Annotated in this window: 21 protein-coding genes; 9 read left to right on the forward strand and 12 right to left on the reverse strand. The window is 62.3% G+C overall.

What is annotated here, in order from left to right; translation table 11 throughout:
* Positions 1-6: 6 nt before the first annotated feature.
* On the reverse strand, positions 7-285 hold the full coding sequence (locus KUW18_RS13460; protein ID WP_206937791.1) for a peptidylprolyl isomerase: 279 nt from the start codon (positions 283-285) through the stop codon (positions 7-9).
* A 143-nt stretch (positions 286-428) separates the two neighbouring features.
* Between KUW18_RS13460 and KUW18_RS13465 the strand changes: the two genes are divergently transcribed.
* Positions 429-932 (forward strand): DUF523 domain-containing protein, encoded by a 504-nt coding sequence (locus KUW18_RS13465; protein WP_206937793.1) that lies wholly within the window; start codon positions 429-431, stop codon positions 930-932.
* 105 nt (positions 933-1037) lie between these two features.
* Here KUW18_RS13465 and KUW18_RS13470 read toward each other — a convergent pair whose 3' ends face one another.
* Positions 1038-2291 carry a ChaN family lipoprotein gene (locus KUW18_RS13470; protein WP_206937810.1) on the reverse strand — a complete coding sequence of 418 codons (1254 nt, stop codon included), beginning with the start codon at positions 2289-2291 and terminating at the stop codon, positions 1038-1040.
* A gap of 133 nt (positions 2292-2424) precedes the next feature.
* Here KUW18_RS13470 and KUW18_RS13475 point away from each other — a divergent pair, with 133 nt between their 5' ends.
* The 4 genes from KUW18_RS13475 (at position 2425) to KUW18_RS13490 (ending at position 7115) form a co-directional block, all read left to right on the forward strand.
* Complete coding sequence (locus KUW18_RS13475; protein WP_315900667.1) at positions 2425-3879, forward strand: Na+/H+ antiporter NhaC family protein; 1455 nt, start codon at positions 2425-2427, stop codon at positions 3877-3879.
* Between the two features lie 6 nt (positions 3880-3885).
* Positions 3886-4992 (forward strand): class II histone deacetylase, encoded by a 1107-nt coding sequence (locus KUW18_RS13480; protein ID WP_206937814.1) that lies wholly within the window; start codon positions 3886-3888, stop codon positions 4990-4992.
* Between the two features lie 14 nt (positions 4993-5006).
* A complete protein-coding gene (locus tag KUW18_RS13485; RefSeq protein WP_222163082.1) occupies positions 5007-5828 on the forward strand; it encodes a helix-turn-helix transcriptional regulator in 822 nt (273 codons plus the stop codon).
* A gap of 81 nt (positions 5829-5909) precedes the next feature.
* Positions 5910-7115 carry a methyltransferase gene (locus KUW18_RS13490; protein ID WP_224908799.1) on the forward strand — a complete coding sequence of 402 codons (1206 nt, stop codon included), beginning with the start codon at positions 5910-5912 and terminating at the stop codon, positions 7113-7115.
* A gap of 87 nt (positions 7116-7202) precedes the next feature.
* Here KUW18_RS13490 and KUW18_RS13495 read toward each other — a convergent pair whose 3' ends face one another.
* Positions 7203-8501: a cation:proton antiporter gene (locus KUW18_RS13495; protein WP_206937822.1), complete on the reverse strand. Its 1299-nt coding sequence runs from the start codon at positions 8499-8501 to the stop codon at positions 7203-7205.
* 689 nt (positions 8502-9190) lie between these two features.
* Between KUW18_RS13495 and KUW18_RS13500 the strand changes: the two genes are divergently transcribed.
* Positions 9191-9847, forward strand: a complete 657-nt coding sequence (locus tag KUW18_RS13500) for a DNA-3-methyladenine glycosylase family protein (protein WP_206937824.1) — start codon at positions 9191-9193, stop codon at positions 9845-9847.
* A gap of 66 nt (positions 9848-9913) precedes the next feature.
* On the opposite strand, the gene KUW18_RS13505 is transcribed toward KUW18_RS13500, so the two are convergent.
* The 3 genes from KUW18_RS13505 to pncB all read right to left on the reverse strand — a co-directional run bounded on the left by KUW18_RS13505 (position 9914) and on the right by pncB (position 12468).
* Complete coding sequence (locus tag KUW18_RS13505) at positions 9914-10387, reverse strand: secondary thiamine-phosphate synthase enzyme YjbQ (protein WP_206937826.1); 474 nt, start codon at positions 10385-10387, stop codon at positions 9914-9916.
* A 75-nt stretch (positions 10388-10462) separates the two neighbouring features.
* On the reverse strand, positions 10463-11107 hold the full coding sequence (locus tag KUW18_RS13510) for an isochorismatase family protein (RefSeq protein WP_222561630.1): 645 nt from the start codon (positions 11105-11107) through the stop codon (positions 10463-10465).
* 86 nt (positions 11108-11193) lie between these two features.
* Entirely contained in the window at positions 11194-12468 is a 1275-nt protein-coding gene (pncB, locus tag KUW18_RS13515) for a nicotinate phosphoribosyltransferase (protein WP_206937830.1), read from the reverse strand.
* A 130-nt stretch (positions 12469-12598) separates the two neighbouring features.
* On the opposite strand from pncB, the gene KUW18_RS13520 reads away from it, so the two are divergent.
* Both KUW18_RS13520 and KUW18_RS13525 read left to right on the forward strand, forming a co-directional pair.
* Positions 12599-13360, forward strand: a complete 762-nt coding sequence (locus KUW18_RS13520; protein WP_206937832.1) for an NUDIX hydrolase — start codon at positions 12599-12601, stop codon at positions 13358-13360.
* A gap of 515 nt (positions 13361-13875) precedes the next feature.
* Entirely contained in the window at positions 13876-15798 is a 1923-nt protein-coding gene (locus tag KUW18_RS13525) for an Ig-like domain-containing protein (protein WP_222561631.1), read from the forward strand.
* Between the two features lie 117 nt (positions 15799-15915).
* Here the strand turns inward: KUW18_RS13525 and KUW18_RS13530 are convergent, their stop codons facing one another.
* The 5 genes from KUW18_RS13530 to KUW18_RS13550 form a co-directional block, all read right to left on the reverse strand.
* Positions 15916-16740: a phytanoyl-CoA dioxygenase family protein gene (locus KUW18_RS13530; RefSeq protein ID WP_206937843.1), complete on the reverse strand. Its 825-nt coding sequence runs from the start codon at positions 16738-16740 to the stop codon at positions 15916-15918.
* Positions 16737-18098, reverse strand: a complete 1362-nt coding sequence (locus KUW18_RS13535; RefSeq protein ID WP_206937845.1) for a M20/M25/M40 family metallo-hydrolase — start codon at positions 18096-18098, stop codon at positions 16737-16739. The genes KUW18_RS13530 and KUW18_RS13535 overlap by 4 nt, the downstream gene beginning before the upstream one ends.
* A 20-nt stretch (positions 18099-18118) precedes the next feature.
* Entirely contained in the window at positions 18119-19546 is a 1428-nt protein-coding gene (locus KUW18_RS13540; RefSeq protein WP_206937847.1) for a YfcC family protein, read from the reverse strand.
* Between the two features lie 382 nt (positions 19547-19928).
* On the reverse strand, positions 19929-21464 hold the full coding sequence (gene hutH / locus KUW18_RS13545; RefSeq protein WP_206937849.1) for a histidine ammonia-lyase: 1536 nt from the start codon (positions 21462-21464) through the stop codon (positions 19929-19931).
* Between the two features lie 175 nt (positions 21465-21639).
* A complete protein-coding gene (locus tag KUW18_RS13550; protein WP_222561632.1) occupies positions 21640-23037 on the reverse strand; it encodes a PLP-dependent aminotransferase family protein in 1398 nt (465 codons plus the stop codon).
* A 158-nt stretch (positions 23038-23195) separates the two neighbouring features.
* Here KUW18_RS13550 and KUW18_RS13555 point away from each other — a divergent pair, with 158 nt between their 5' ends.
* The gene (locus tag KUW18_RS13555; protein WP_222163239.1) at positions 23196-23756 is read left to right on the forward strand and encodes a LysE family translocator; all 561 of its coding nucleotides are present in this window, start codon (positions 23196-23198) and stop codon (positions 23754-23756) included.
* A gap of 114 nt (positions 23757-23870) precedes the next feature.
* Here KUW18_RS13555 and KUW18_RS13560 read toward each other — a convergent pair whose 3' ends face one another.
* The gene (locus tag KUW18_RS13560; RefSeq protein WP_206937853.1) at positions 23871-24209 is read right to left on the reverse strand and encodes an MliC family protein; all 339 of its coding nucleotides are present in this window, start codon (positions 24207-24209) and stop codon (positions 23871-23873) included.
* Positions 24210-24332: the final 123 nt, after the last annotated feature.

Consider the following 24332-nt stretch of genomic DNA (forward strand, 5'->3'; position numbering starts at 1 on the left):
GGGATATCAACCGCGGCTGGTGACTTCCAGCAGGTGGTAGCCGAACTGGGTCTTGACCGGGCCCTGGACCTTGTTGAGCTCGGCGGAGAACACGACTTCGTCGAACTCGCGCACCATCTGGCCGGGGCCGAAGCTGCCCAGGTCGCCGCCCTGGCGGCCGGACGGGCAGGAGGAGTGTTCGCGGGCGGCGTCGGCAAAGTCACGACCGTTCTCGATTTCGGCCTTGAGGGCCTGGCACTTGTCTTCGCTGTCAACGAGGATATGGCGAGCAGTAGCTTGAACCATGGGGAAACTCCAATTGAGTGCTGGGGGAATCAAAGGTGGGCGGAGCTTAGCATGCTGCGGCACACAGGGCATCCTGTCGTCGAGCGGAGGTAGCCGCCAGCGATGCCATGTTGACGATAGAAGTGATGGTGAGGAGTTGCCACGTGAACAAGGTTCTGGTCAGTGCTTGCCTGCTGGGAGACCCGGTGCGCTATGACGCCAGTCACAAGGCCCTGGGCGATGCGAGTCTGAGGCGCTGGCGCGAGGAGGGGCGGCTGGTACCCATCTGTCCGGAAGTGGCGGGAGGGTTGCCGACGCCAAGACCTCCCGCCGAAATCCAGGGAGGGCAGGGACGTCAGGTGCTGCACGGGCAGGCAAGGATCGCGGATGACGCCGGGGACGATCCCACCGATGCCTTTATCCGGGGTGCAAAGCTTGCGCTGTCCGCGGCCAGGCGCCATGGGGTTCGCCTGGCCCTGTTGATTGACCGCAGCCCCTCCTGCGGCAGCACCCAGATCTACGACGGCCATTTTGAGGGCACTCTGGTGGCCGGTGAGGGAGTCACCACGGCGTTGCTGCGTGCCTCTGGCATTGAGGTCTTCGCTCCCCACCAGCTGGACGCCCTGGGAGAGCGGCTGGCCCAGCTCGACGCAGACGAGGCGTTTTGAAGGGCGGGCGTCAGTGAGGGGCCACGCTCAAGGCTCGGACTGCTTGGCTTCCTCAGCCTCCTGTCGCTGCGGGACCGGCCTATGGGCCGCGCGCTATTCCTCAACCTATCCCTCAACCTCGGTGGGCGCTGGCGGAAAACTTACCGTCAGCGTGTGGTGGGCCCGGTCGCGCCGTACCTCGACTCTCGCCTGGGTCCCTGGCATTACGCGGTTCACCAATGCCTTGAGCTGCGCAGGCTGGTCAAGGCGTTGGCCAGCAAAGCGCAGCAGGCGATCACCGACGCGCAGCCCCGCAGCCTCGGCGGGGCTGTCGGCTGCCACCTGGTTGACTACCAGACCGCCTTCGTCCATTTCGACGCCAACCCCCAGTCGCGGTTCTTGCTTGAGCCTGTCGTTGTGCACCACAAAGATCGTATCGGCGAGCCCGTCGTCGGCCGTGCAGGCCTCGTCCACCGTCAGCGGTAGCAGGCTCGACACCGCGCGGATATCCAGGTGTGAAAGCTGCGTTTCGATGCCCTCGCCGTAGCTGGCATGTCCCATTCCCACCAGGCCCACCGCCAGGTAGCCGTCCTCTACCAGCTCGGTAAGTCCGTACGCCATGGCCGTGTCCCAGACCTGCTGGGCGTAGACGAAGTTATCGATCATTCCGGCATCGAATACGCTACTGCCGGTTTCGTCACCAAGTTCGGCCGCGTGCTGGGCCAGGCTCTCTTCCAGGCGCTGCCGGTAGGAGGGCGATGCCGGGGCCGGTTCCGGGATGCCGTGACGCTCAGTGGGTGGAACGGCCATGACACCTTGCTCGACCAGGCGTCGGCGCAGCTCCGGCGTGACGTTGAGTGCCTTCAGCGGCAGGCGATGGTCACGGGCAAAGTGCAGTATCGGCAGGTAGAGCGCGGCGTCAAAGCCCCAGTAGCGATACCACTGGCTCTGCTTGAGCAGCTCTGTCTCGTCGATATTTCCAGCCACCCAGGCATCCAGCGCCGCCTGGCTTTCCCTTGGCAGCATCTCCAGGCCGATGGCCAGGCGCGGATGCTGGGCGTGCAGGGCGCTGATCGCCGCCAGCTGAAAACGATGGTGGGCAGGCTGGTCGTGGCGCTCGCCCAGCAGTACCACCTGCTCGTCCGCCAGCGCCGCCCAGCCCATGGGAGGGGAGCGGCTGGTCAGGCTGTCTCCTGGCGTTCGCCAATCGCCGGGGAGGGCACAAGCGGTGCCCGGGGCGCCTGTCGAGGGCGCGGCGACGGGTGGCGGGGTGTCATCGCCCATAGGGGACGCCAGGGCCATGTTCAGCGGTGCCGACAGTGATACCAGCATCGACGCCAGCGCTGGCAGACATAGCCGGACATGGCGGTGTTGGGACATGGGATGAGTCTCCTGACATCGAGGGTCTTGAGTATGGCGATGGTCCCCATGGGGATATCGCCGCAGGTGCTAGGGCAGTGCTATCAAAGGCATCGCACGGTCACATTTCAACAACAACCCGATGGTGACGACAGTGGATCATAGTCTTTCAGAGCTGGCGAATCGTCGCCAGGACCCCAATCGCGGCCTGCGTCGCGGCTTGCTGTTTCTCAGTGTGGTGCTGGTCGCCAGCCTGTCCGGCCACTGGCTGATCCAGGATGGCCACTATGGCGCCTACTCGCTGGTACCCACGGTGGTTGTCATTTCCATGGCGCTGATCACCCACCGTACCCTTGAGGCGCTGATGGCCGGGTGTCTTAGCGGTTTCATCATCCTCTCACCTTCCAGCGCCATCCAGGACATGGCGCTGGCGGGGCTGGAGGTCATGCAGCAGCCGACCATGGGCTGGATCGCCCTGGTCTGTGGGCTACTGGGTGCCTTGATTGGCCTTCTGCAGTTCGTCAGGGGCACCGAGGCCTTCAGCGATAGCGCGGGCCGCCTGTTGACCACGCGTCGACGGGCCATGCTAGGGGCCACGGGCCTTGGCATCCTGATCTTCATCGACGATTACCTCAATGCCATGACGGTATCGGCGGCGATGAAGAAGCTGTTCGATCGACTCAAGATTTCCCGCTCGATGCTGGCCTATATCGTCGATTCCACCGCGGCGCCGATCTGTCTGCTGATACCGTTCTCGACCTGGGCCATCTATCTGGCGGGACTGCTGGAAAGCCAGGGCATTGCTGCCACCGGAGATGGCTTCGCCACCTATCTCGGCCTGATACCGATGCTGTTCTACCCCTTGATTGCGCTGTTGGTGGTACTGCTGGTAGCGCTGGGGGTGTTGCCTGCCCTTGGGCGCATGCGCGCGGCAGAGGCGGGAGATGAGCTGGTGGATGATAGCAGCGCCGAGCAAGCCGACGAGGTGCAGCGCCAGATCACGCCCCGCTTGATCAATTTCGTACTGCCGGTGACCACGCTGCTGCTGGCGACCTGGTGGTTCGGTATCGATGCGCTGATCGGCGTTGGCTTCGCCCTGCTGGTTGCCCTGGCGCTGTATGCAGCGCAGCGGATCGCGCCACTCAATCGCATGTTTGATGAGCTCCTGGGGGGCTTTCAGCAGATGCTGCTGCCCCTCGGCATTGTGTTCGCCGCCTTCCTGCTGCAAACGGTGAACCAGAACCTCGGCCTGACCGAGACGCTGGTGGCCTGGGTCGAACCTTTGATGCAGGGAAGCTGGTTGCCGGGCGTCACCTTCCTGCTGCTGTCCGGACTGGCCTTTGCGACGGGGTCCTTCTGGGGCGTCTACGCCATCGCCTTTCCCATCGTGATTCCCCTGGCCGAGGCGACAGGGGCCTCCATGGGGCTGACCCTTGGGGCGATGATTTCGGCCGGTGCCTTCGGTTCCCACGCCTGTTTCTTCGGTGACTCCACCGTGCTCAGTGCACGTGGCTGCGGAGTGACGCCGATCCAGCACGCCCTGACACAGCTGCCGTACGTGCTGCTGGCGGCAGGTGCCAGTGCCATTCTTTATTTCCTGCTGGGGTAGCCACGAATGCAACGACGTACGGCCTTTGCCTTTCATGAGCACTGCCTGTGGCACGACAACGGTCCCTGCTCGGTCTTTGCGACGCCTGGTAAACATGTCCAGCCTGCGGCCGCGGTGGAACACCCGGAGACCAAGCGACGCCTCAAGAATCTGCTGGAAGTCACCGGACTGATGGATGAGCTGGTGCCGATCAAGGGGGCCCCTGCCGATGAGAGCGATCTGCTGCGTTTCCATACCGCGGAGTATCTGGCGCGGCTGGCGCAGATGAGCGAGTTTGGCTTTGGTGATGCCGGGGAGTGCGCGCCGCTGCGGCGTGACAGCTACGACATCGCCCGTCGCTCCACCGGACAGGCGATGGCCGCCATGGATGCCGTGCTGAGAGGCGAGGCCGACAACGCCTATGCCCTGTGTCGCCCGCCAGGGCACCACGCCGAGCGGGACCGAGGCCGCGGTTTCTGTCTGCTGGGAAATATCCCGATCGCGGTCATGACCATGATGGCGCGCCATCCGCTTAAGCGTGTCGCGGTCATCGACTGGGACGTGCACCATGGCAACGGCACCGAGCAGGCATTCTGGGAGCGCGATGACGTGCTCACCCTGTCGCTGCACCAGGACCGCAACTACCCCGTCGACAGTGGAGACATCGAAGATATCGGGGGCGGCGCTGGCCGCGGCTACAACCTGAACGTGCCGTTGCCGCCGGGCTCGGGTATCGGCGCCTACCAGGCGGCCATCGAGCGCGTGGTGGTGCCGGCGCTGGAGCGCTTTCGCCCAGAGCTGGTGGTGGTGGCCTGTGGTTACGACGCCAGCGCCATGGATCCCCTGGGCGGCATGATGCTCAATAGTCAGGCCTATGCGGAGATGACGGCCAGGCTGCTCGATGTGGCGGACAGACTGTGCCAGGGCCGCCTGGTGATGGTGCATGAGGGAGGCTACAGCGAGGGCTACGTGCCGCTGTGTGGTCATGCGGTCATCCAGACCCTGGCAGGATCAGCGATCCAGGCCGATGACCCCATGAACGACGAGATCGCACGCTGGGGCCAGCAGACGTTGCAGCCGCATCAGGAGGCTTTGCTGGCACGCCTTGATGGCTTGGTCAGACACCTGGGGTGACGTATTCTGACCCGATGGATGTTTGCCGCCCCTGCCGTTTGCCCTCGAAGGTGCTGCCACCGAGCGATCTTGCGCCGGTGGCGCGCCTTGCCGACCGCGTGCGTTCGCCCAATTTTCTCGAGGGGTTAGGGGAGGTGCTGGGTGCCTATGCCCCGGGGATCAGCTATGCGGTGATGCACTTCCCCGGCGTGGGTAGGCCCACGGTGCTGGCGCATAACCTGTCGGCGGTGCTCGATCGTCGGGTGCTGTTACCCTACGTGGAGCGCATGTACCTGCTCGACCCGTTTCATCAGCATTGGCAGTCCCAGGCGGCGCCAGGGGTGTGGTGGCTTGAAGAACTGGCACCCGCCGGCTTCCGCGAGACAGAATACTTCGCGACCTACTACCGCAACCTGGGCCTTGAACGGGAAGCCGCCGCGTTCTTTTCGCTGGGAGAAGGGGATGGCATCACGATGTCCTTTGGTGCCTACGGTGCCCTGGAGGAGGGCGCCGATCACGTCACCCTGATGGCCCAGGTGGCCTATCTGTTTCCTCTGCTTGAGTCACTGGTTCGCCAGTTCTGGCTGGTGTCGAGTCTGCACCTGCCGCGGGAGGAACAAACGCCAAGCCTGCTGGCGAGCTTTGGACAGGATCGCCTGAGCGAGCGTGAGCGAGAGACCGCCTGGCTGATTCTGCGGGGACATACCAGTCCGGAGATCGCGAGCAAGATGGGAATTTCTACCGGCACCGTCAAGAATCATCGCAAGCGACTGTATGCCAAGCTGAACATCTCGAGCCAGGCAGAGCTGTTCCGGCAATTTATGCTATTTCAGCACCAGTCCGATGGACGCGCCTGACAGGCCCCGTGTCTGCTACCATGGCGCGCCTGTCCCCTTGACCACACGACCGATGTCGTCCTTGCGCGCATGACTGCTAGCTTGAGCCACACCGAGCGCCTCGCGGCGCTGACCCGCCTGCTTGCCGAGTGGCACTGGCTGTGGTCGCCGACCCCCTTCACCCACGCCTCCATCCCCTGGTCCGACCGCGCGCAGGCCGGGGATATCGCTGCCTGCCTCGAAGCGCTGGATGACCAGCGCTGCCAGCGGCTGCAGCAGCGGCCCTTCGACGACTCGCCGCTGGCGGCCTGGCTACCGGTGGCCGAGCTGAAGCGACTTATCGACGTTGCCCCGGGGCCGCCGGCGATCGACGCCCCCGAGGCCTGGGCGTCCCACGTGGGTGGTCGCAAGTGGGCGCAGATGCTGGCGTTTGCCCCTCAGGTCGAGCAACTGCGTGGCCAGCGCCTGGTCGAATGGTGCGCCGGCAAGGGCCACCTGTCGCGGCTGTTGGCGCGCTGGCACCATGGCCCGGTGCGTGCTCTGGAGTGGCAGCCAGCGCTCTGTCGCAGTGGCCAGGCGCTGGCCGACCGCCAGGGGCTTGAAGTGAGTCTGGTGGAGCAGGACGTGATGCAGCCAGGTGCGGCCGAGCAGCTTGACCACGCCGATCAGGTGGTGGCGCTGCATGCCTGTGGCGATCTGCACGTGCGCCTGCTGCAGTTGGCGCGGGACAAGCGCGTGGCGGTGACGCTGGCGCCATGCTGCTACCAGCGGACCCGGGATGAGCGCTACCGACCGTTGTCCGCCCAGGCCCGATACCAGGCTGAGCTGCATGACCTGGCGCTGGATCGTGAGACGCTGGCCATGGCGGTGCAGGAGACGGTGACCGCCAGCCGGGGAGAGCAACGTAAGCGCGAACGGGCCAACGCCTGGCGGCTTGGCTTCGATGAGCTGCAGCGGGAGCTGCGCGGGACGGACGACTACCTGGCGGTGCCGAGTCTGGCCTACGGGCAGATGCCAGATGACTTCGCCGGGTTCTGTCGCTGGGCCGCCCGGGAGAAGGGGCTGGCGCTGCCTAAGGGGGTCGACTGGGAAGCGTTCGAGCGTCGCGGTGTGGCGCGGCTGGGGCGGGTCAATCGATTCGAGCTGGTGCGCCACCTGTTTCGCCGACCACTGGAGCTATGGCTGGTCCTGGACCGGGCCCTGTGGCTCGAGGAGGCCGGCTTCGAGGTGCGCTTGAGCGAGTTCTGTGAGCGAGCGCTGACGCCCCGCAACCTGGCCCTTGTAGCCACCCCGCAACCGCCAGCCTGACCGGGCGCAGAGCCCCACGGCCGCGCTGAAGCGCCGTCGTTGAGTCGTCGCGCCGCCGCGGCTGGGCCCCGGCGGCGCGACCTGGGTTCAGCTGCGCTTGCCGCGACGGAACTGCTCGACCTCCCAGGCCTTGGCGCGCTGGATCAAGGGGGTGATGCTGGAGCCCTGGATCAGGATCGAGAACACCACCACCGAGTAGGTCATCACCAGGATGATTTCACGCACATCGATGTTCTTGTCGGGGATCACGTCAATGCCGGCAGGAATGGACATCGCCATCGCCAGCGCCAGACCACCACGCAGGCCACCCCAGGTCAGGATGCGCACGGAGTAGGGGTTGTAACGGCGGAAGCGATGGAAGCCAACATAGGCGACGCGCACGCTGAGATAGCGCGACAGCAGTACCAGCGGTACGGCGGCGATCATCAGCACCCAGTCTTCAGGGTGGAAGCTGAACGATAGCATGGTCATGCCGATCAGCAGGAACAGCACGCCGTTGAGGAATTCATCGACCAGCTCCCAGAAGTGATCGAGATGCTGCTGGGTCTCCTCGGAGAAGCCCTTGCGCCGGGTTCTGTTGCCGATGATGATGCCCGCCACCACCATGGCGAGGGGGCCCGAGACCTCCAGGAACTCAGCGAACACATAGCCGGAGGTGGGCACCAGCAGGGTCAGCATCAGCTCCATGGAGTGATCCTCGGTATGCCGGATCAGGTAGTGGAATAGCTGGCCAAGGACGAAGCCGTAGAGGATGCCGCCCAGTGCTTCCTGCAAGAACAGATGGCCGACGCTCATGACGGTGGGGGTCGCACCGCCAAAGGCGATGGCAAACAGCGTGACAAACAGCACCAGTCCAAAGCCGTCGTTGAACAGCGATTCGCCCTCGATCTGAGTGGAGATGCGACGCGGCGCGTTCATCTTCTTGACGATGGCCAGTACCGCGATGGGGTCGGTGGGCGAGATCAGTGCACCAAACAGCAGGCAGTAGATCAAATCGAAGTCGATGCCCAGCCAGCCGACCAGCAGCCACAGGGTATAGCCGATAAAGAAAGTGGAGAACAGGGTGCTGCCCATCGCCAGAATGGCGATTTCCCATTTCTGATCACGCAGGTGGGGGAGCTTGATCCCGAGAGCGCCGGCAAACAGCAAAAATCCGAGGATCCCCTTCAGCAGGAAATCCTCGAAATTCAACTGGTTGATGGCATTCTCTGCGGTTTCATCAAGGGCGAACCAGCCCGCGTGCCCAGCGATGACAATGGCAAGTGACAGTATCAGCGCCCCGGCAGTGATGGCGATGGTGGTCTGGAACTTGCCTATCTTGCCGTTGATCAAGGAGATCACCATCGCCATCGCGGCGAGCAGGCATAGGGTGTCGTACACCGACATGGAGTGAAGCCTCTGAAGTGGTTGGGGTAGGGGGAGAGATAGCGGTGGAAAGCAGCGTCGGCAGCGCGGTTGGGAGCTCGACGGAAATAGGATGGGTAACAGGGGCTGACACGGCTGGCGAGACAGCGGCGGTAGCAGCGGATGAGACAGGGGCAGAGACGTCGGATGAAGAAGCCCCCGAGACCGCTATGGCGCTGGCCCGAACCTTGGCCCGACCACCTGAGATGCGGTGACGACCGAATACGGCCGACGGGATGAACATTGCTGTGATACCCGCATGATATGAATGCGTGGCGGGCAGAAGAGGCGATAATGACATGTCCATCGCGACAGCCGGGTCCTGAGCATGAGGCGCGTTCACGCGCCTTGCTGAAAGCGAAAAAGGGCTGCAAGCAGTGGGGTTCAGGGGCTCGCTGGCTCCTGCCTGGTGGAAGCGTTCCCGGCGGAGGTCAGGCGCCGGTTAAAGGGCGCATCTGGGGTCCTGTCCACTGCATTTCGCAGCGCAGCAAAGTATACGCGGCTCACGTGTCGGTTACAGCCCGGATGTCGCATTTTTTGAAGCTAAAGTGCATGGGCTGTCAGAGATGGCGGACAGCTGCTACCAAGGTATGATGAGCCAGACCGAAACGATCGGACAGCGCTCCTTTCGAGGGCCGCTGCACCGCCCCCAATAACCCGCAGGAGTCCTCATGCCCGAGCATGATATCGCCCGCCATCTGAGCGCCGGCCAGGCCCACCTTCGCGGTATTGATTCCGCCTGGGCGCGACTTGTCGACCAGGTCGGAGACTGCCGACTCACGACCGCAGTGGAGCGCAGTCCCTACGAGTCCCTGGCACGGTCGGTGGCCTATCAGCAGCTGCATGGCAAGGCCGCCGCGGCCATCGTGGGGCGTCTTGTCGCACGGTTCCCGGGACAGGATTTTCCCTCGCCTCAGCAGTTGGCGGCGCTGGCGCCGGAGACCTTGCGGGAATGCGGCTTTTCCGCGCGCAAGGTGGCGACCTTGCAAGGCCTGGCCAGTGCCGCGATGGCAGGTGACATACCGGGGCGGGAAGAGGCCGCCGAGATGGACGACGAGGATCTGGTCAAGCGCTTTACCCGGATCAAGGGCATTGGGCGCTGGACGGTGGAAATGATGCTGATCGGGACCCTTGGGCGGCCGGATATCCTGCCGGTAGACGACTTCGGCATCCGTGACGGCACGCGCTACCTGTTCGGGCTGGATCACATGCCAACCCCCGCCGAGACGCGGCGACGTTGCGAGCCATGTCGCCCCTGGCGCACGCTGGCATCCTGGTATCTCTGGCGCGCCAACGAACAGCCGGACTATCGGCGTCTCGGTCAGTAGAAACCGCCACGAAAAGACTGACATGAAGTAACAGGTCAGCGGTGCCGTCCATCCTCGCGATCGTTGTCAGTCGCGCCGTCGGTAAGGATCGGGCATGGCCTGCTCTGGCCGCCAGCGTGAGCGCTCGCCATTGAGCGTCACGATAAGCTGGCGCGGCCCACCATGGTCCCGATGCTCGCAAAGATAGATACCTTGCCAGGTGCCGAGCTTCAGCTCGCCATCTCCCACCGGTATGGTCAGTGCGGGCCCCAATAGACTCGCCTTGAGATGGGCGGGCATATCGTCGCTGCCCTCATCGGTATGGCGGTAGTAGGGAGCGTCCTGGGGCACCATTTGATTGAAATGGCGCTCGAAATCGCCGCGCACGCTGGGGTCGGCATTCTCGTTGATGGTTAGCGACGCAGACGTATGCTGGATGAACACATGCAGCAGCCCGACGCGCATCGCCGGCAGGTCCGGGAGTGCCTTGACGATCTCGTCGGTAATCAGGTGAAACCCCCGTGGACGGGCGGAGAGGCGAAGGCTGTTCTGGAACCACATGGCGGTCGATCTCGAAGCAGAAAAGGATAAACGCTCAGAAGGTAACATCCCGAGAGCTCAGGGTGGGAAGCGTCGTCACAGCAGCGCGGCCAGTTCTGCTGCGTCGGCGGCCACCACCACACCTGCGCCGCGCATGCGGGCCAGTGCCTGCTCGCATTGCTGCGGGTCGATGCCGCGACAACCTGCCAGATTAAGGTAAACCTGAAAGTCGGCGTCGCGAAGCTGCATCACCGTCGTGACGACGCAGTAGTCCAGGGCCAGTCCGCCGACGATCACCCTGTCGACGCCGCGCCCCCGCAGGAATTCGATGACACCGGTGCTGACCCGATCATTCAAGTCGTGAAAGCAGGCGCCGTAGGGGTGGCAGTCGGGATCGAGGCCCTTGCTGACCATGTAGTCGTAGCCCTCCACCGGATGCGGCAGGCCGTCCAGCAGTTCGAAGCCGCGGGTGCCGACAACCGCATGACGGTACCAGCGGACATCGACATTGGGGCCGGCAATTGCGCTGTCGACCGGCGTCAACAGCTCATCCTGATGCTTCGCCAGCCAGACCGGGTTGGCCGGGTGGGCGTCCCGGGAGCCTACACGCAGATCGGCAAGCCTGGCCTGGGCGTTGAGCTCGTCCACGATGGCATCGCCATCGGCTACCGGCAGCTCGTCGGGACATAGCGGGGTAAAGGTCTTCTGGGCATCGACATCGAAAGAGGCAATCTGGCTCATGGGACGCTCCTGAGTAACAGGCTCTGCCGGGAAGCGGGGCTTCTGACTAGCAGCTTCACAACTAGCGGGGCTTCTGACGAATGGACTCACGCGCTGGCGAAATGCTGCCTCAGCGTTGCCACATAGGTGTCATCGATGCTCATGCTCTTGCCAGGGTCGTCGGAGATCTTGGCCACCGGCTGGCCGTTGCACTCGACCATCTTCATCACGATGCTCAGCGGCGTGTAAGGGACGCCCTGCTCGGTGGCATAGTCGCCGAGATCATTGGTCAGATAGGTGCCGATGCCAAAAAAGGTCTGGGTCCTGCCCTGGAAGTGTTGGGCGATGTCGAGCGCTCTATCGAAGGTCAGGGAGTCGCTGAAGGTCAGCGTTCGCTCCATCGGATCGATACCAAGTCGCTCGAAGTGAGAGATGAATTTTTCGCCCCAGCGTATCGGGTCGCCGCTGTCGTGGCGCACTCCCTGGTACTGCTGGCTGCGTCTGGCGTCGAAGTCCTTCAGGAAGGCATCGGATGAGATGGTATCGGTCAGCGCCACGGCAAATTGGCCGCGATAGACATCGCTCCATACATCGAGGGCGCGTCTCTGGCTTTCCTGCGCGGGCACCAGTGCCTGGTGCGCCATGATGAATTCGTGGGCCATGGTGCCGATGGCCGGCAGCTGAAACTCCCGGGCCAGATGGTAGTTCGAGGTGCCCGCGAAGTGCTCGGGAATCTCGTTGACCATGTATTCGACGACTTCACGTTGGATGGCATAGGAGAAGCGTCGACGCGTACCAAAGTCGGCGAAACGGAACTCGGTCAGACCCCTTCGCTGCACTTCCGTCTTGAGCCGCTCGACCTTGTGGCGCAGGGTGCGTCCGATCGCCTCCTCAGGGACCTCTCCAAAGCGCCGACGGTTGCGTATCTCGCTGACGATGGCCAGGACCGGTATCTCATAAAGAATGGTGTCTAGCCAGGGCCCCTCGACCTCGATCGCCAGTTGGCCGGCGTCGATGGCTACTGTGACGTGTCGCGCCGGGTCGAAGCGGAAGCGCTTGAGGTAGTCGACAAAGGCAGGCTTGATCTCGCCGCGTGTGCGCAGGTAACGCAGTTGGTCATCGCTGAAGCGAAGTCGCTGGAGCTTGAGGATCGCCTGTCTGACGTCGTCGGCGTAGGCGGCCAGGTTTTCCTGGCTGCGGCAGTGAAAGCGGTACTTGACCCAGGCAGTGGGGTAGCGCTCGAAGACCACCTGCATCATGTGGATCTTGTAGGCGTCTGTGTCCAGTAGGCTGGTGATCAGCTCGTCGCGGAACAGCGAGCGATTGACGCCGGCAACCATCGGGTTGCGCTTTCCAGCAGGGAACCTGGGCAGGCCGTTCATGGGGGCGCTCCATACTGTCAAGTATTTTGACTAAATGCAGTCTGCGTGCTGCATGTTCTTTTGTCAAACAGTTTGACTGTAGTCCGGTGTCCTTTACACTGGCGGCACAGCATCTGCCTTGAGGTACGCCATGATCGTCACCCTGGATTTCGTCTGCATCCGGCTCCATCCAGAGTCTCGGGCACCGGAAGTGCTGTTGCGAAAGCGGGAGACGTCACCCGAACCTGGGAGCTATGGCCTGGTCGGCGGCTGGATCCGCGAGCAGTCCCAAGGACCGATCCAGCCACAGACCCAGGAGCGGACCCAGAAGCCAGGCGAAGGAGGAGACAGCTGTCTCGATGATGCTGTGCATCGTATCTTGCGCGACAAGGTGGGGCTAGCGCCCAGCTATCTGGAACAGGTCAGGGCCCAGGGCAGTCTCTACCGCGACATAGCGCGAGGATGGTCCGTCACCATTCCTCATCTTTGCCTGTTCAATCGCACCGACAACGATCGTCTTGCCCTCCAGGATCACCTGCGTTGGGCCTCGCTGTGGGACCTGTTGGACAGCAGGGTGCCTCTGCCGTTTGACCACCTGACGCTGGTCAGCAGTGCGTATCAGGCCTTCGTCAACAAGATCAAGTACTCGTCGTTGTTGCTCTACCTGCTGCCGTCGGAGGTAACCATCGGTGAGATCGTCGATGCCTACGCCACCTTCGGTATCGAGGTGAAGAAGCAAACCGTCATCAACCGCTGGATCAAGGCAGGCCTGCTCGAGGAAACCGGCACCACCCGAGCGGTCAGCAGCAAGGGGCCACCTGCGCGCCTGTTTCGCCTGACGGAACCCTCCCTCAGCTACTTCGAGAGCGCCATTGGTAAAAGCCTGCCCGCCGCCCCAGCTACCATTGCCTAGGTAGCGCTGCCGGGACGGTAGTGAAGAGAGCTCTCCTGTCAGCAGGGGAGAATAGCGATGTCGTCGCTCCGCCATTGGGGACAATAGGGCGCTGTCTTTGCCGTCATCTGGCTGGCGCGTTCTATTGCTTGGGTTTCACATTGTCCGCTATGTATGCACTGCCGCGACGATCTTAAAAAGAGGTGTGCATGATATCTATGCTTCCAGGAGCAGATATTCGGCCAGTCATAAAAGACTGATCCCTTGAAATTGGAACAAACCTTTGAGGTGAAGTCTGTTATCGCGCCACCTTCACTCGGGCATTAGCGTGTCGGTGCATCGGAGTAGAGATTTGATGGGCTTGGCATGAAAAATATTAGCGTGGTGATCGACTAGCAAAGTGTGCTGAAGTGAAGAATTATTCCCTCGTGCGGGTTCAATAGGACAATGCTGAAATTCTCATCATCGCATACGCTTGAGTATGGCCGGAACTAGTGGGTAGGCCATAGTACCTGGTGGCTCTTCTTGAGGCGGATATGAACGGTGAGGATACGATGTCACAGACTTCAGTGAATGTTGGTGCGCGATCTGTACCTGACAGCAATGGGGCGTTTAGTGAATATCGAGTGTTGAGTGAATATGACGTCTATAGTCCTAATGGGCATGATTACTACCCATATCCAGAAAGTAGTTATTATCATGGATATCTGAATTATAGTTTCGGTGCGCTCAGGCCCGCGACGGAGGGAGCTTTTCGCTGGTCGACGGAGAGTTTGCCCACATTGACGTCACTCGGCGAGGTACTGTCCTACGTAGTATCGGAAGATGGCTTAACACTCACCGCAGAAACAGCAGACCGCATTCCGGTCTTTCGACTCGTGGTAGAAGATGTGCTGGCAGGCCGCTATAAGGCTTTTCTATACGAAGCACTGGATCATGCCAACCCTACGTCACAGAGCGGGTTTTCGTTTGATGGTGGCAACTCACTTATTATCGATGTGGAGTACATCCTGACCGACAGCGAGGGCAATACGGCATCCAGTGCCTTACGTTTACAGGTTAACGACAGTCGTCCTCTTGCACGCAGTGATCACGTTGATGCTGAAGAGGGAGCGTTATCGGTATCGAGGAATGTGCTTGAGAATGACATAGATCGGGTGGACGGCTTGGCTCTTTATAGAGCAGAGGTGGAGGGGGGAGATGCGGTTGGCCAGGTCAGTTTTACCACTGAGGGAGAGATCACCTTTACTCCGAATAGCGATTTTGGGGGGCTTGCGACGATTCTATATGACGCGATAGACGGTGACGGAGATATAGCCAGGGAGGTATTCACGGTCTTTGTTCCTGGAGACCGGCCAGTGACGCCTGATTCCGATTTCGGCAACAGTAGCTTAAGCCCCATGGTGACCATGCGCGAATCGCGTATTGCCAGGGGGGAGGTTGAGAAGGGATTATTGGGCTACGACGTCGGCCTCGATGGAGCGGGCCGCTTCACCTGGCATCTGCCCGACCTTCCTGGCCTGACAACGGAAAGTGGGAGTTCGGTGAGTTGGTCGATTTCGCGTGCAGGACGTCAATTGGAGGGCCGTGATGAGAATGGTGACCGCGTCATCTTGGTTCAGAATGGTGATTTAGAGCAGGGCGCTTATACAGTGGCCCTGTTCCAGCCTCTGGATCATGACAGTGTGGGAAAGGAGTATTTAAGCAGGCCCTGGCTGTTAGATTTGGATATTGGCTATACGATCACCGATAGCTTCGCAACTGACGGAAGCGAAGGAGATAGCGCATCCGGCGTGCTTCATATTGATATCCTGGATGACCCTACCGTGACGTCTGCGCGGGCATATCGCACAGATGACGACGTAACTGCAGAGCCCTCTGTCGCTACCTCTGACGTTAGTGCGCTCGTCGCTCCTGTGGCCAGTGCATCCGCTTCCCCCGACGCCAGTGTTCTCGCTTCTGCTGTTGAGGTGGAGTCAGATCGACAGATCGAGAGCAGTTCCAGCTTTCAGGGCGGCTACAGCTTCAATGCCAGCTTTGATGCCGGCACCAGTGCAGGCTACTTCTTGAATATGGGTTCCGGCTTTGATGCCAGTTCCACTATCAGCTGGGAGGGGCGCTTTGGTGACAAGGTCGTCACGTTTGATCTGGATGCCGAGCGAGTGGCCGAGGTAGGGGAGGGTACGCTGACAAGCAGCGGTTCGGTTGAGGTAGCGCTCAGCATTAGCGATCTATTGGATGACTCCGACGAGGGCGATGTAGTGTTTGCCATGGAGGCAACACTGGATAGTCATGTGCCGGCGAGCAGCGGTCAAGGGGCCGATTCCACCTCCAGTATCGACGCCCAAGCTAGTAGCAGTGTCCAGGCGCCGGGTCTTGCCTGGGCCTCTGGCTTCCAGTGGGGCAGTGACAACCCTCTCGGCCAATGGCTTGGGGAGAGCAACCTTTTCCACGAATGATGACGGGCGATACGCACCCTGCCACGGCAGGGTGCGTTGTCCTGTTCTAGGAGGCTTGTTCAAGGTGTCGTGGCAAAGATGGTGTCCCAGTAAGAGGTCAGGACACTGGGGTAGCCATCACTCGACCAGCAATGGGAACAAGGGGTGATCCATGGGGCTTCCTGCCGGCAGCTGTTCATCCAGGCCTGGAAAAGGAGGAGAGGTCGTCCAGCGTCGCGGGGCGTGGACCATGTCATCGCCGAGCAGCCGGACGGAGAAGGCGCGGCGACGTTGCGGCCCCCTGACCCCACCTGCCGCATGCAGCGTCAGCATATTGAAGAACACGGCGTCGCCGGGCTCCAGCGCCCAGCCCACAATGGGGTAACGCTCGCGGTGAGCCTCGATGTCAGGCAGGTCGGCAAGACTGCCTTCAGGGAACCACTTCGCTTCATTGTCCATAAAGGTGCGGGGCATCAGCCACGGCCCCTTGTGCGACCCCGCCACGAATTCAAGGGTTGAGGCCCGCGGTACCGGGTCGACCGGCAGCCACATGCTCAGGTTCTGATGACCCTCAACGTTGTAGTAGGGCTGATCCTGGTGCCAGGGCGTGCGCTGTCGTGTACCCGGCTCCTTGACCAGCACATGGTCATGGTAGAGGCGTACCTGGCGCGAGCCCATCAGTCGCTGGCCGATCAACCCCAAGGGCGAGTCAAAGATAAAGTGACGATAGGCCGGGTTGTCTTGCCAGTTGCAGAAATCCTCGAAGAACCAGCCTGGATCGTCTGGACGACTGGCCACCTTGGCGCGAGGGCTCGGGTGCCGGATGTTGTGCTCGATGCCATCTGCCAGTCGGGCGAGTTCTTTTGGACAGAAGATGCCCCGTAGGCAGATGGCGCCGTCTCGCTGAAAGTCTGCCACAACGTCGTCATTGACGATGGTGTCAGGATGTATACGTAGGTTCATGTGCACTCCGCTTCAGCTGAGCCAGGAATCGGGAAGGCGAGCGCTGCCAATAGACGGGTGAAGAACTGCTCGCACTGAATGACCTGCTCAAAGGTGATGTATTCATCGGGCCGGTGGGCCTGGTGGATGCTGCCGGGGCCACAGATGACCGTCGGCGCACCCAACTGGGCAAACAGCCCGCCCTCACAGCCGAACCCCAGCGCCATAGGCTGGGCGGGGCTGCCGGCCAGGTCGGCGATCCAGCGGGGGAACTCGCGGCGCCGCTCATCAAGTGCCGGATAGTGCCCCAGGCTTTCGAGCTTCAGGGCTCCGCGCTGAGTTCGGCCGGCCTGCGTTGTGTCTGTTGCCGACCCAGCGGGGGACGGTGGTTCAATAGGAAATGAGGCGCAGGCCCCGGGCAAAGAGGCCGTGCTGTGAGAGCCCGTGTCGTGAGAGTCCGTGCTCAGGCATCCATGAGGTCGGGATGCATCGATCTTGGATTCCAGCGGGTCACCAACTGCGGAAGGCGGATAGAGCCTTTGCAGGTACTCGCGCAGTTCCTCGACACGCTGATCGGGCAGGCAGCGCATCTCGATATCCATCTCGCAGCGTTCCGGGATGCGGTTAAGGACGGTGCCGCCGTGAATGGTGCCGACGTGCACGGTGGACCAGGGAGGGTCGAACCGAATGTCGTGCAGGGCCTGCTGGCGTTTTTCCTGAGCCAGCTGGCGCAGATCAAGTAGCACATCGGCGGCCAGGTCGATGGCATTGATGCCGCGTTCTGGATAGCCGGAATGGCCACCGACGCCGTTCAGGACAGCGCGAAGACCCACGTGGCCCTTGTGAGCAGTGGCAACGCGCATCTCGGTGGGTTCGCCGATGATGACGCCTCTTAGTCGCTCCTGTTGCCTGGCCAGCACTGGCAGCATCAGCGGGGCGCCCTGGCAGCCCACCTCTTCATCGAAGGACAGGGCCAGGATGACCCCATGGCGTGAGCGATGTCGCTGGTGCCAGGCCGTCAGTCGGGTCAGCGCGACGCCAACAAATCCTTTCATGTCAGCGGTGCCGCGGCCGTAAAGCCGGCTCCGGTGTCGACGCGGAGTAAAGGGTGGGGTGATCTGCCAGTTTTGGCCGTCCGCGGGCACCACATCGGAGTGTCCCGAGACGATGATCGCCGGCGCCTCCCTGGGTCCAAATTCGGCGATAAGGTTGGCCTTGTCGCCCGTGCCGTTACGACACAGCGTGACGGTCACGCCTCGCCGTTCCAGCCAGCCTGCGATGAACTCGATCATCGGCAGATTCGAGTGTCGACTCGTGGTATCAAAAGCCACCAGGCGTTCGATCATGGGCACGCTGGCAGGTAACGCGATATCGGCCAACCCTTGTCTCCTCGCAGGTGTCAGGCAGCAGGCCACACGACCGTGGTGGCCAGCAGGACCAGTAGCGCGCCCAGTCCATACAGCAGCGCGATCAAAGGCAGCATGAAACGAATCCAGCGGGTCCAGGGAATGCCCGCGATGGTCAGGCCAGCCATCAGCCAGCCTGCTGTCGGGGTGAACGCATTGGAGATGCCGTCGCCAAACTGGAATGCCAGCACGGCCACCTGCCGATTGACCTCGGCCAGGTCGGCCAGCGGCGTCATGATGGGCATGGTCAGGGCGGCCTGGCCGCTGCCGGAGGTAACGATGAAGTTCATCGCGCTCTGCATCGCAAACATGCCCAGGGCAGCGGCGCTGGAGGAGGTGTCGCCGATGATGGACGACAGGGCGTGGATGATGGTGTCGATGGTATCGCTTTGCTGGACGATAACGACGATGGTGAAGGCCATTCCTACCGCCAGCGCACCGTCCACCATGTCCTTGCACCCGGTGGAAAACGAGGCTGCCAGGCGGTTGGCGCCCATGCCGGCAACTCCGCCGGTAACGATGCCGAGCACCAGGAAGACCCCGGCCATTTCCTTGAGGTACCAGCCGAAGGCGCTGACACCGGCGATGATGGCAATCAATGCCAGTGCAAAGGCGCCCAGGATGATCAGGTGACGAGGGGTCAAGTGGATGTGTTCGGCACTGACTTCGCTGGCCTCGGGTGGTGCCAGGCCATAGACCACGCTGCGATCCGGCGAGGCTTGAACACGGCGCGCATAGAGCATGACGTAGCCGATGCTGACGGCGACAAAGGCCAGCCAGCAGATGATGCGGTAGCCCATGCCGGAAAACAGTGGCAGTTCAGCAATGCTCTGGGCAACACCGACATTGAAGGGATTGAGGAAGGAGCCGGTGTAGCCGATGGCGGTTCCAATCAACGGGATGGCGGCGGCGACCACGGCGTCGTAGCCCACCCGGCGTGCCAGGGGCAGCAGGATGAAAATGTAGACAATGCTGCCTTCGATCATGCCGTAGGTCCCGGAGCACACGGCGAAGAAGGTCATCATCAGTGGGATGATCAGAATCTCCCGGCCCTTCAGGCGCTCCAGCAGAAAGTTGACCAGCCCCTCCACGGCACGGGATTGGCGCAAGACGCCAAAGGTGCCGCCGACAATAATCAGAAAGAAGATGATGGAGGAACCACTTTTCATGCCTTCGAAGAAGGCATTGAAGAAGTCGAAAGGACCGATGCCGTGATTGTCGATCAGCCGGTAGGTGCCTTCCACGATAACGGAACGGCCCTGAGCGTTGGTGGCGCGCTCATAGCTGCCACTGGGGATGAACCAGGTCACCACGGCGGCCAGCACCGCCAGCAGAAACAGGATGACAAAGGCGTGGGGGAGCGTCTGATTGGCATTCATGCTCGGCCGGGCGGCCGCATTTCCCTGCGGGTCTTGGGTCATCGCTGATATCTCGCTGGCTAGAATGTCGGTAGACGCGGGCCCGCCTTGTTGTGTACTGCCTTGTCGTTCTCTGTCGCTCCTTGTTTTTCCTTATCGCCCCCTGTCGCTCCTGTTAGGGCCCTAGAGTCAGTCTGTCCGAGTTAGCTCACCGAGATGCGGTTACGATGCGGTTACATAGCAGCCAGGAAACCCCCAAGGACGCTCTGCCAAGGACGGGGCCGTGGTGTTGCTACGGGGCATCCTTCAATCAGCATCTTCAACGAGATAGGTCGACTCATAAGCCCTGACTAAACGTGAATGGCATGAACGGCAGGCAGGGCAAGAGGGTATGGTCGGTATCATTCTTAGGGTTTAGCTCGCCGTGGCACGCTGTGTCGAGCCATCAGGCTCGACTGGGCAGAATGGCGCCTGATATCAGCTGAGAAAGCGCACCACGATCAAGCAACTCGATGGCGACCTGTATGTCGGGGGCGAAGTACCGGTCGTGATCGTAGTGCGCCACGTGCTGGCGCAGGCTTTGTCTGGCCTGCTCCAGCAGCGGCGTCGTGGTGAGTCCATCGCGCATGTCCAACCCTTGGCAGGCGGCCAACCACTCGATGGCCAGCACGCCTCTCACGTTGGCTGCCATGTCCCCGAGTCGGCGCGCCGCGGCAGGAGCCATCGAGACATGGTCTTCCTGGTTGGCAGAGGTCGGCAGGCTGTCGACGCAATGAGGATGAGCCAGTGCCTTGTTCTCGCTGGCCAGTGCGGCGGCGGACACCTGCGCGATCATGAAGCCGGAGTTGATACCTCCGTTGTCGACCAGAAAAGGCGGCAGCCGCGACATATGAGTATCCATCATCAGTGAAATCCGGCGCTCGGACAGGGCACCGATCTCCGCCAGTGCCAGGGCCAGGTTGTCGGCGACCATGGCGACAGGTTCGGCGTGGAAGTTGCCGCCCGACAGAATGTCGCCGCTGTCGGCAAACACCAGAGGGTTGTCGCTGACGGCGTTGGCTTCGATATCGAGGATGCGGGCGGCGTGGCGCAGCTGATCCAGTACCGCCCCCATGACCTGTGGCTGGCAGCGCAGCGAGTAGGGGTCCTGGACCCGGTCGCAATTGGCGTGGGAGTTGCCCACGGCGCTCTGATCCTCAAGCAGTTCGCGGAAGACCCGTGCCACGTCGATCTGGCCTTGCTGGCCGCGTAGCTCGTGAATACGCGCGTCGAAAGGCACCCGTGACGCCAGGCTGGCCTCGACGCTCAGCGCACCGCAGACCAGCGCACTTGCCAGCAGGTCTTCCGCCTCGAACAACCCCTTGAGCGCCAGCGCGGTAGAGACCTGGGTGCCGTTGAGCAGCGCCAGCCCCTCCTTGGGGGCCAGGGTCAGCGGGGAAAGGCCAGCAAGGTCCAGCGCGTCCCGTCCACTTAGCACCTCACCGCGATGGCGGGCCTGGCCCTCACCCAGCAGCACCAGGCTCATATGCGCCAAGGGCGCCAGGTCGCCAGAGGCGCCGATGGAGCCCTTGGCCGGAATCAGCGGTGTCACCTGGGCGTTGACCAAGGTGATCAAGGCCTCGATCACCTCCCGACGTATTCCGGAAAAGCCCCTGGCCAGGCTGTTGACCTTGAGGGTCATGATCAGCCGCACCAGAGCGTCGTCCAGCGGCTCGCCAACGCCGGTGGCATGGGACAGCACCAGCGAGCGCTGCAGGTCGTTCAGGCGGTGTCGATCGATACGGGTGTGGGCCAGCAGGCCGAAACCGGTGTTGATGCCATAGGCGGTGCGATCTTCGCGTATCACCGCATTGACCGCCTCGACCGAGGCATCGATGGCGGCCTTGGCGGTAGGCGGCAGGGCGATGGCGAGGGGGCTCTCCAGCTGGCGCCGTGCGTCCTCCAGGCGAAGTTGACCGGGGGTGATGACGAGGGTGGGCATGCTGATGAACTCCCTGTGAGGTGACGCGATGAGCGGGCGTTACCTCGAGTCTAATGTATATACATTAGACGCTCCATGCTTTGCGCTGGAGGTGTCTGCTCCAGCACGACATGGCCGCAGTTCTACGCTGCAACGGCAGCTGACTGGACGGCAGCCGCTTTGGCGAAAGACTTGGCTACAGGGTGGCCCAGGGACTGGTGTTGCCCTCGTCAAGCACCCGCCGCAACGTCGTCAGTGCCGTTGTCAGCCGTGCTCTGCTGGTGGCTGCGCCGACACACAGACGGATGGCCTGTGGTGCGGGGTCGCTGCCGCTGCAGAAGGGCTCAGGTGTCGCGACCAGCACTCCTTCGCGTTGCAACAGCGTCTGTACTTCGCTGGCGCGACGGCCCTCTGGCAGCGGCAGCCAGAAGTTGGCGCCATAGGGCAGACTGCGCGGTTCCAGGTCGGCCAAGGTGCTCTGAGCCAGCCGCTGGCGAGCGGCCAGTTCCTGCTCCTGCCAGGCCAGCAAAGTGGTATAGCGAGGTGAGTCGATCCAGCGACAGGCGACTTCGGCCATCAGCGGTGGACACATCCAGCTCTGGGCGCGCATCAGGCTGCCGATGCGCTCGCGCAGCGTGGCTGGCATCTGCAGAGTGCCGACTCGCAGCCCGCCGGAGAGAATCTTGGAGGTGCTGAATATCTGTAGCGTGCGATGGGGGACCAGGCTGACCAGTGAAGGGCCCCGCTGCGCTGCCGGCACATATTGCACCGCATCTTCCACCACCCAGAAATCGTAGCGTTCGGCCAGCTCGGCGAGATGCTGACGTCGTTCGCTCGACATCACCGCGCTGGTGGGATTGTTCTGATCCGGTGTGACGTAGATCAGTCGGGGCACCTGTCGCCTGCAGCGCTGCTCCAGCGCATCGGTGTCCAGACCATGCTCATCCAGCGGAATGGCCATGGGCCGCAGGTGAGCATGGCGGCTAGCGGCATTGAAGCCAGGATAGGTGAGGGCATCCGCGGCAACATGGTCGCCAGGGCGGGTTAAGGCTCTTAGACACAGGTCAAGGCCGTGCTGTCCTCCCTGGGTGACCGCCAGCACCTCGTGCAGTGGGAAGCCAAGGGCCGCCAACCATTGGCTGAGGGCCTGGCGGTGGGCCGTCGTGCCGATATCCGGCTGGTAGGCAGCCGCCATGGCAATAGCGGCGGGATCCTGGCTGACCTCCACCAAGGCGTCGCGCAGGCACTCGTCGCGCCATGGATGGGGGGGCGCAAAGCTCAAGCTCAGGTCAATCACGTCGGACTGATCATCCGCGACGTGAACGCTGAAAGGCGGCTCGTGAGAGGCCGTATCACGGACATAGGTGCCACTTCCCACCCGTGACATCACCCAGCCCCGCTGCTGCGCCTCGGAGTAGGCGCGGGTAATGGTGCCCACGGTGACGCCCAGCGCGTCGGCCAGGGTCCGTTGCGGGGGCAGTCGATCGCCGGCGGCGAGTCGGCCTTGGTCGATGGCATCACCGATGGCCGCGGCGATCTGGCGATAGCGGGCCGATCGGGAGTCGAGCTCGAGGGAGGGGACCCAGATTGTCATGGTGACAATAAACCCTTTGACGCCAATTGTGGCCTGAGTATGCTTTCTTTCATGGGGGCAATTTGCCGTGATTCACACCATAATGCAAAAAATGTAGGGGTACAATTGTGGAAGAGACCGTTAGCCAGCTCGCCTACCTGCTACCCGCGGCGCTGTTCATGGTGTCCATGACCATCACGCCAGGTCCCAATAATGTGATGCTGACCGCCTCCGGCGCCAACTACGGCTTCCTGCGTACCCTGCCGCACCTGTTCGGTATCCTGGGCGGCTGTTTTGTGCTGTTCGCCTCGATTGCGCTCGGGCTCGGGGTGGTGTTCGAGCGCTATCCGGTGGTGCAGGGCGGGCTCAAGCTGATTGGCAGCCTGTACCTGTTGTACCTGGCCTGGAAGATCGCAACGGCCCCGCCGCCGGACCTGCGGGTCGGCGATGCCCGCCCGTTGACCTTCGTGCAGGCGGCGGCATTCCAGTTTGCCAACCCCAAGGCGTGGGTCATGGGCATCGCGTTGATGGCCGGGTTTCTGCCGGACGGTGGTAACCCCTGGGTCAATGCCCTGTTGCTCGCGGGCGTGGCGGAACTGGTGGGGCTCCCGTGCATTGCCCTGTGGGCAGGGTTTGGCACCGCCATCGGCCGCCTGCTGACGACCGACCGAGCCTGGCGAGTGTTCAACGGGCTGATGGGCGCTCTGACCGCAGCTTGTGTAGTGATGATCCTGCGCTGAGGGTCAGGCCGGGGAGCGTTACCTGCCCCGGCAAGATCGACAGTTCTGGCAAGCCAAGCGGTTCTAGCAAGCCAAGCAGTTGTAATAAGCCCAGCGATAGGCGAATGAAGGGGCTTAACCGCTGACTTCGCAGTTGACCGGCATGCGCCTGCCAATTGTCCAGGTGGCTTCATTACCCTTGCCGCGGAACACATGCTGGCCATTTTCCGAGGCGTAGCTCATGCCCGAAGCGACAGGCTGACGCTCAAGAGGATAGCGATCGCCGTGCATCCGGACTTCCGCCGAATCGGGACTGTCGAAGACAATCGTGAACTGGCTGCCATCCTGGCAGATGTAATCGGCGGAGGGTGAAGCTGCCTCATCTGCCGGGGGCTCATTTCCTTGCTGTCCTGTGCCAGCGCAGCCGGCTACCAGCAGGGCGAGGGCAGCAGCGGGAATCCAGCAAACCTTCATGACGTTTCTCCTTGTCGAAAGTCCTGTCGCAGAGGGTGGCGGCCATCGCTGGCCGCCTTAGCTTGGTGTGCTCGAGGAACGTTAAGTTCCGCGGCGGCGCTGTCCATGATGAGCCGTCCCGGC

It is taken from the genome of Halomonas sp. DP5Y7-2, from assembly GCF_019802025.1.
Lineage (GTDB): Bacteria > Pseudomonadota > Gammaproteobacteria > Pseudomonadales > Halomonadaceae > Halomonas > Halomonas litopenaei_A.

Excerpts from the sequence above, each read along its gene's own strand:
- KUW18_RS13550 (WP_222561632.1), bottom strand. The coding sequence starts at position 23,037 with ATGACAATCTGGGTCCCCTCCCTCGAGCTCGACTCCCGATCGGCCCGC.
- KUW18_RS13525 (WP_222561631.1), top strand. The coding sequence starts at position 13,876 with ATGAACGGTGAGGATACGATGTCACAGACTTCAGTGAATGTTGGTGCG.
- KUW18_RS13510 (WP_222561630.1), bottom strand. The coding sequence starts at position 11,107 with ATGAGCCAGATTGCCTCTTTCGATGTCGATGCCCAGAAGACCTTTACC.
- KUW18_RS13560 (WP_206937853.1), bottom strand. The coding sequence starts at position 24,209 with ATGAAGGTTTGCTGGATTCCCGCTGCTGCCCTCGCCCTGCTGGTAGCC.
- KUW18_RS13520 (WP_206937832.1), top strand. The coding sequence starts at position 12,599 with ATGATCGTCACCCTGGATTTCGTCTGCATCCGGCTCCATCCAGAGTCT.
- KUW18_RS13480 (WP_206937814.1), top strand. The coding sequence starts at position 3,886 with ATGCAACGACGTACGGCCTTTGCCTTTCATGAGCACTGCCTGTGGCAC.
- hutH (WP_206937849.1), bottom strand. The coding sequence starts at position 21,464 with ATGCCCACCCTCGTCATCACCCCCGGTCAACTTCGCCTGGAGGACGCA.
- KUW18_RS13495 (WP_206937822.1), bottom strand. The coding sequence starts at position 8,501 with ATGTCGGTGTACGACACCCTATGCCTGCTCGCCGCGATGGCGATGGTG.
- KUW18_RS13530 (WP_206937843.1), bottom strand. The coding sequence starts at position 16,740 with ATGAACCTACGTATACATCCTGACACCATCGTCAATGACGACGTTGTG.
- KUW18_RS13500 (WP_206937824.1), top strand. The coding sequence starts at position 9,191 with ATGCCCGAGCATGATATCGCCCGCCATCTGAGCGCCGGCCAGGCCCAC.
- KUW18_RS13555 (WP_222163239.1), top strand. The coding sequence starts at position 23,196 with ATGGTGTCCATGACCATCACGCCAGGTCCCAATAATGTGATGCTGACC.
- KUW18_RS13540 (WP_206937847.1), bottom strand. The coding sequence starts at position 19,546 with ATGACCCAAGACCCGCAGGGAAATGCGGCCGCCCGGCCGAGCATGAAT.
- KUW18_RS13505 (WP_206937826.1), bottom strand. The coding sequence starts at position 10,387 with ATGTGGTTCCAGAACAGCCTTCGCCTCTCCGCCCGTCCACGGGGGTTT.
- KUW18_RS13470 (WP_206937810.1), bottom strand. The coding sequence starts at position 2,291 with ATGTCCCAACACCGCCATGTCCGGCTATGTCTGCCAGCGCTGGCGTCG.
- pncB (WP_206937830.1), bottom strand. The coding sequence starts at position 12,468 with ATGAACGGCCTGCCCAGGTTCCCTGCTGGAAAGCGCAACCCGATGGTT.
- KUW18_RS13460 (WP_206937791.1), bottom strand. The coding sequence starts at position 285 with ATGGTTCAAGCTACTGCTCGCCATATCCTCGTTGACAGCGAAGACAAG.
- KUW18_RS13485 (WP_222163082.1), top strand. The coding sequence starts at position 5,007 with ATGGATGTTTGCCGCCCCTGCCGTTTGCCCTCGAAGGTGCTGCCACCG.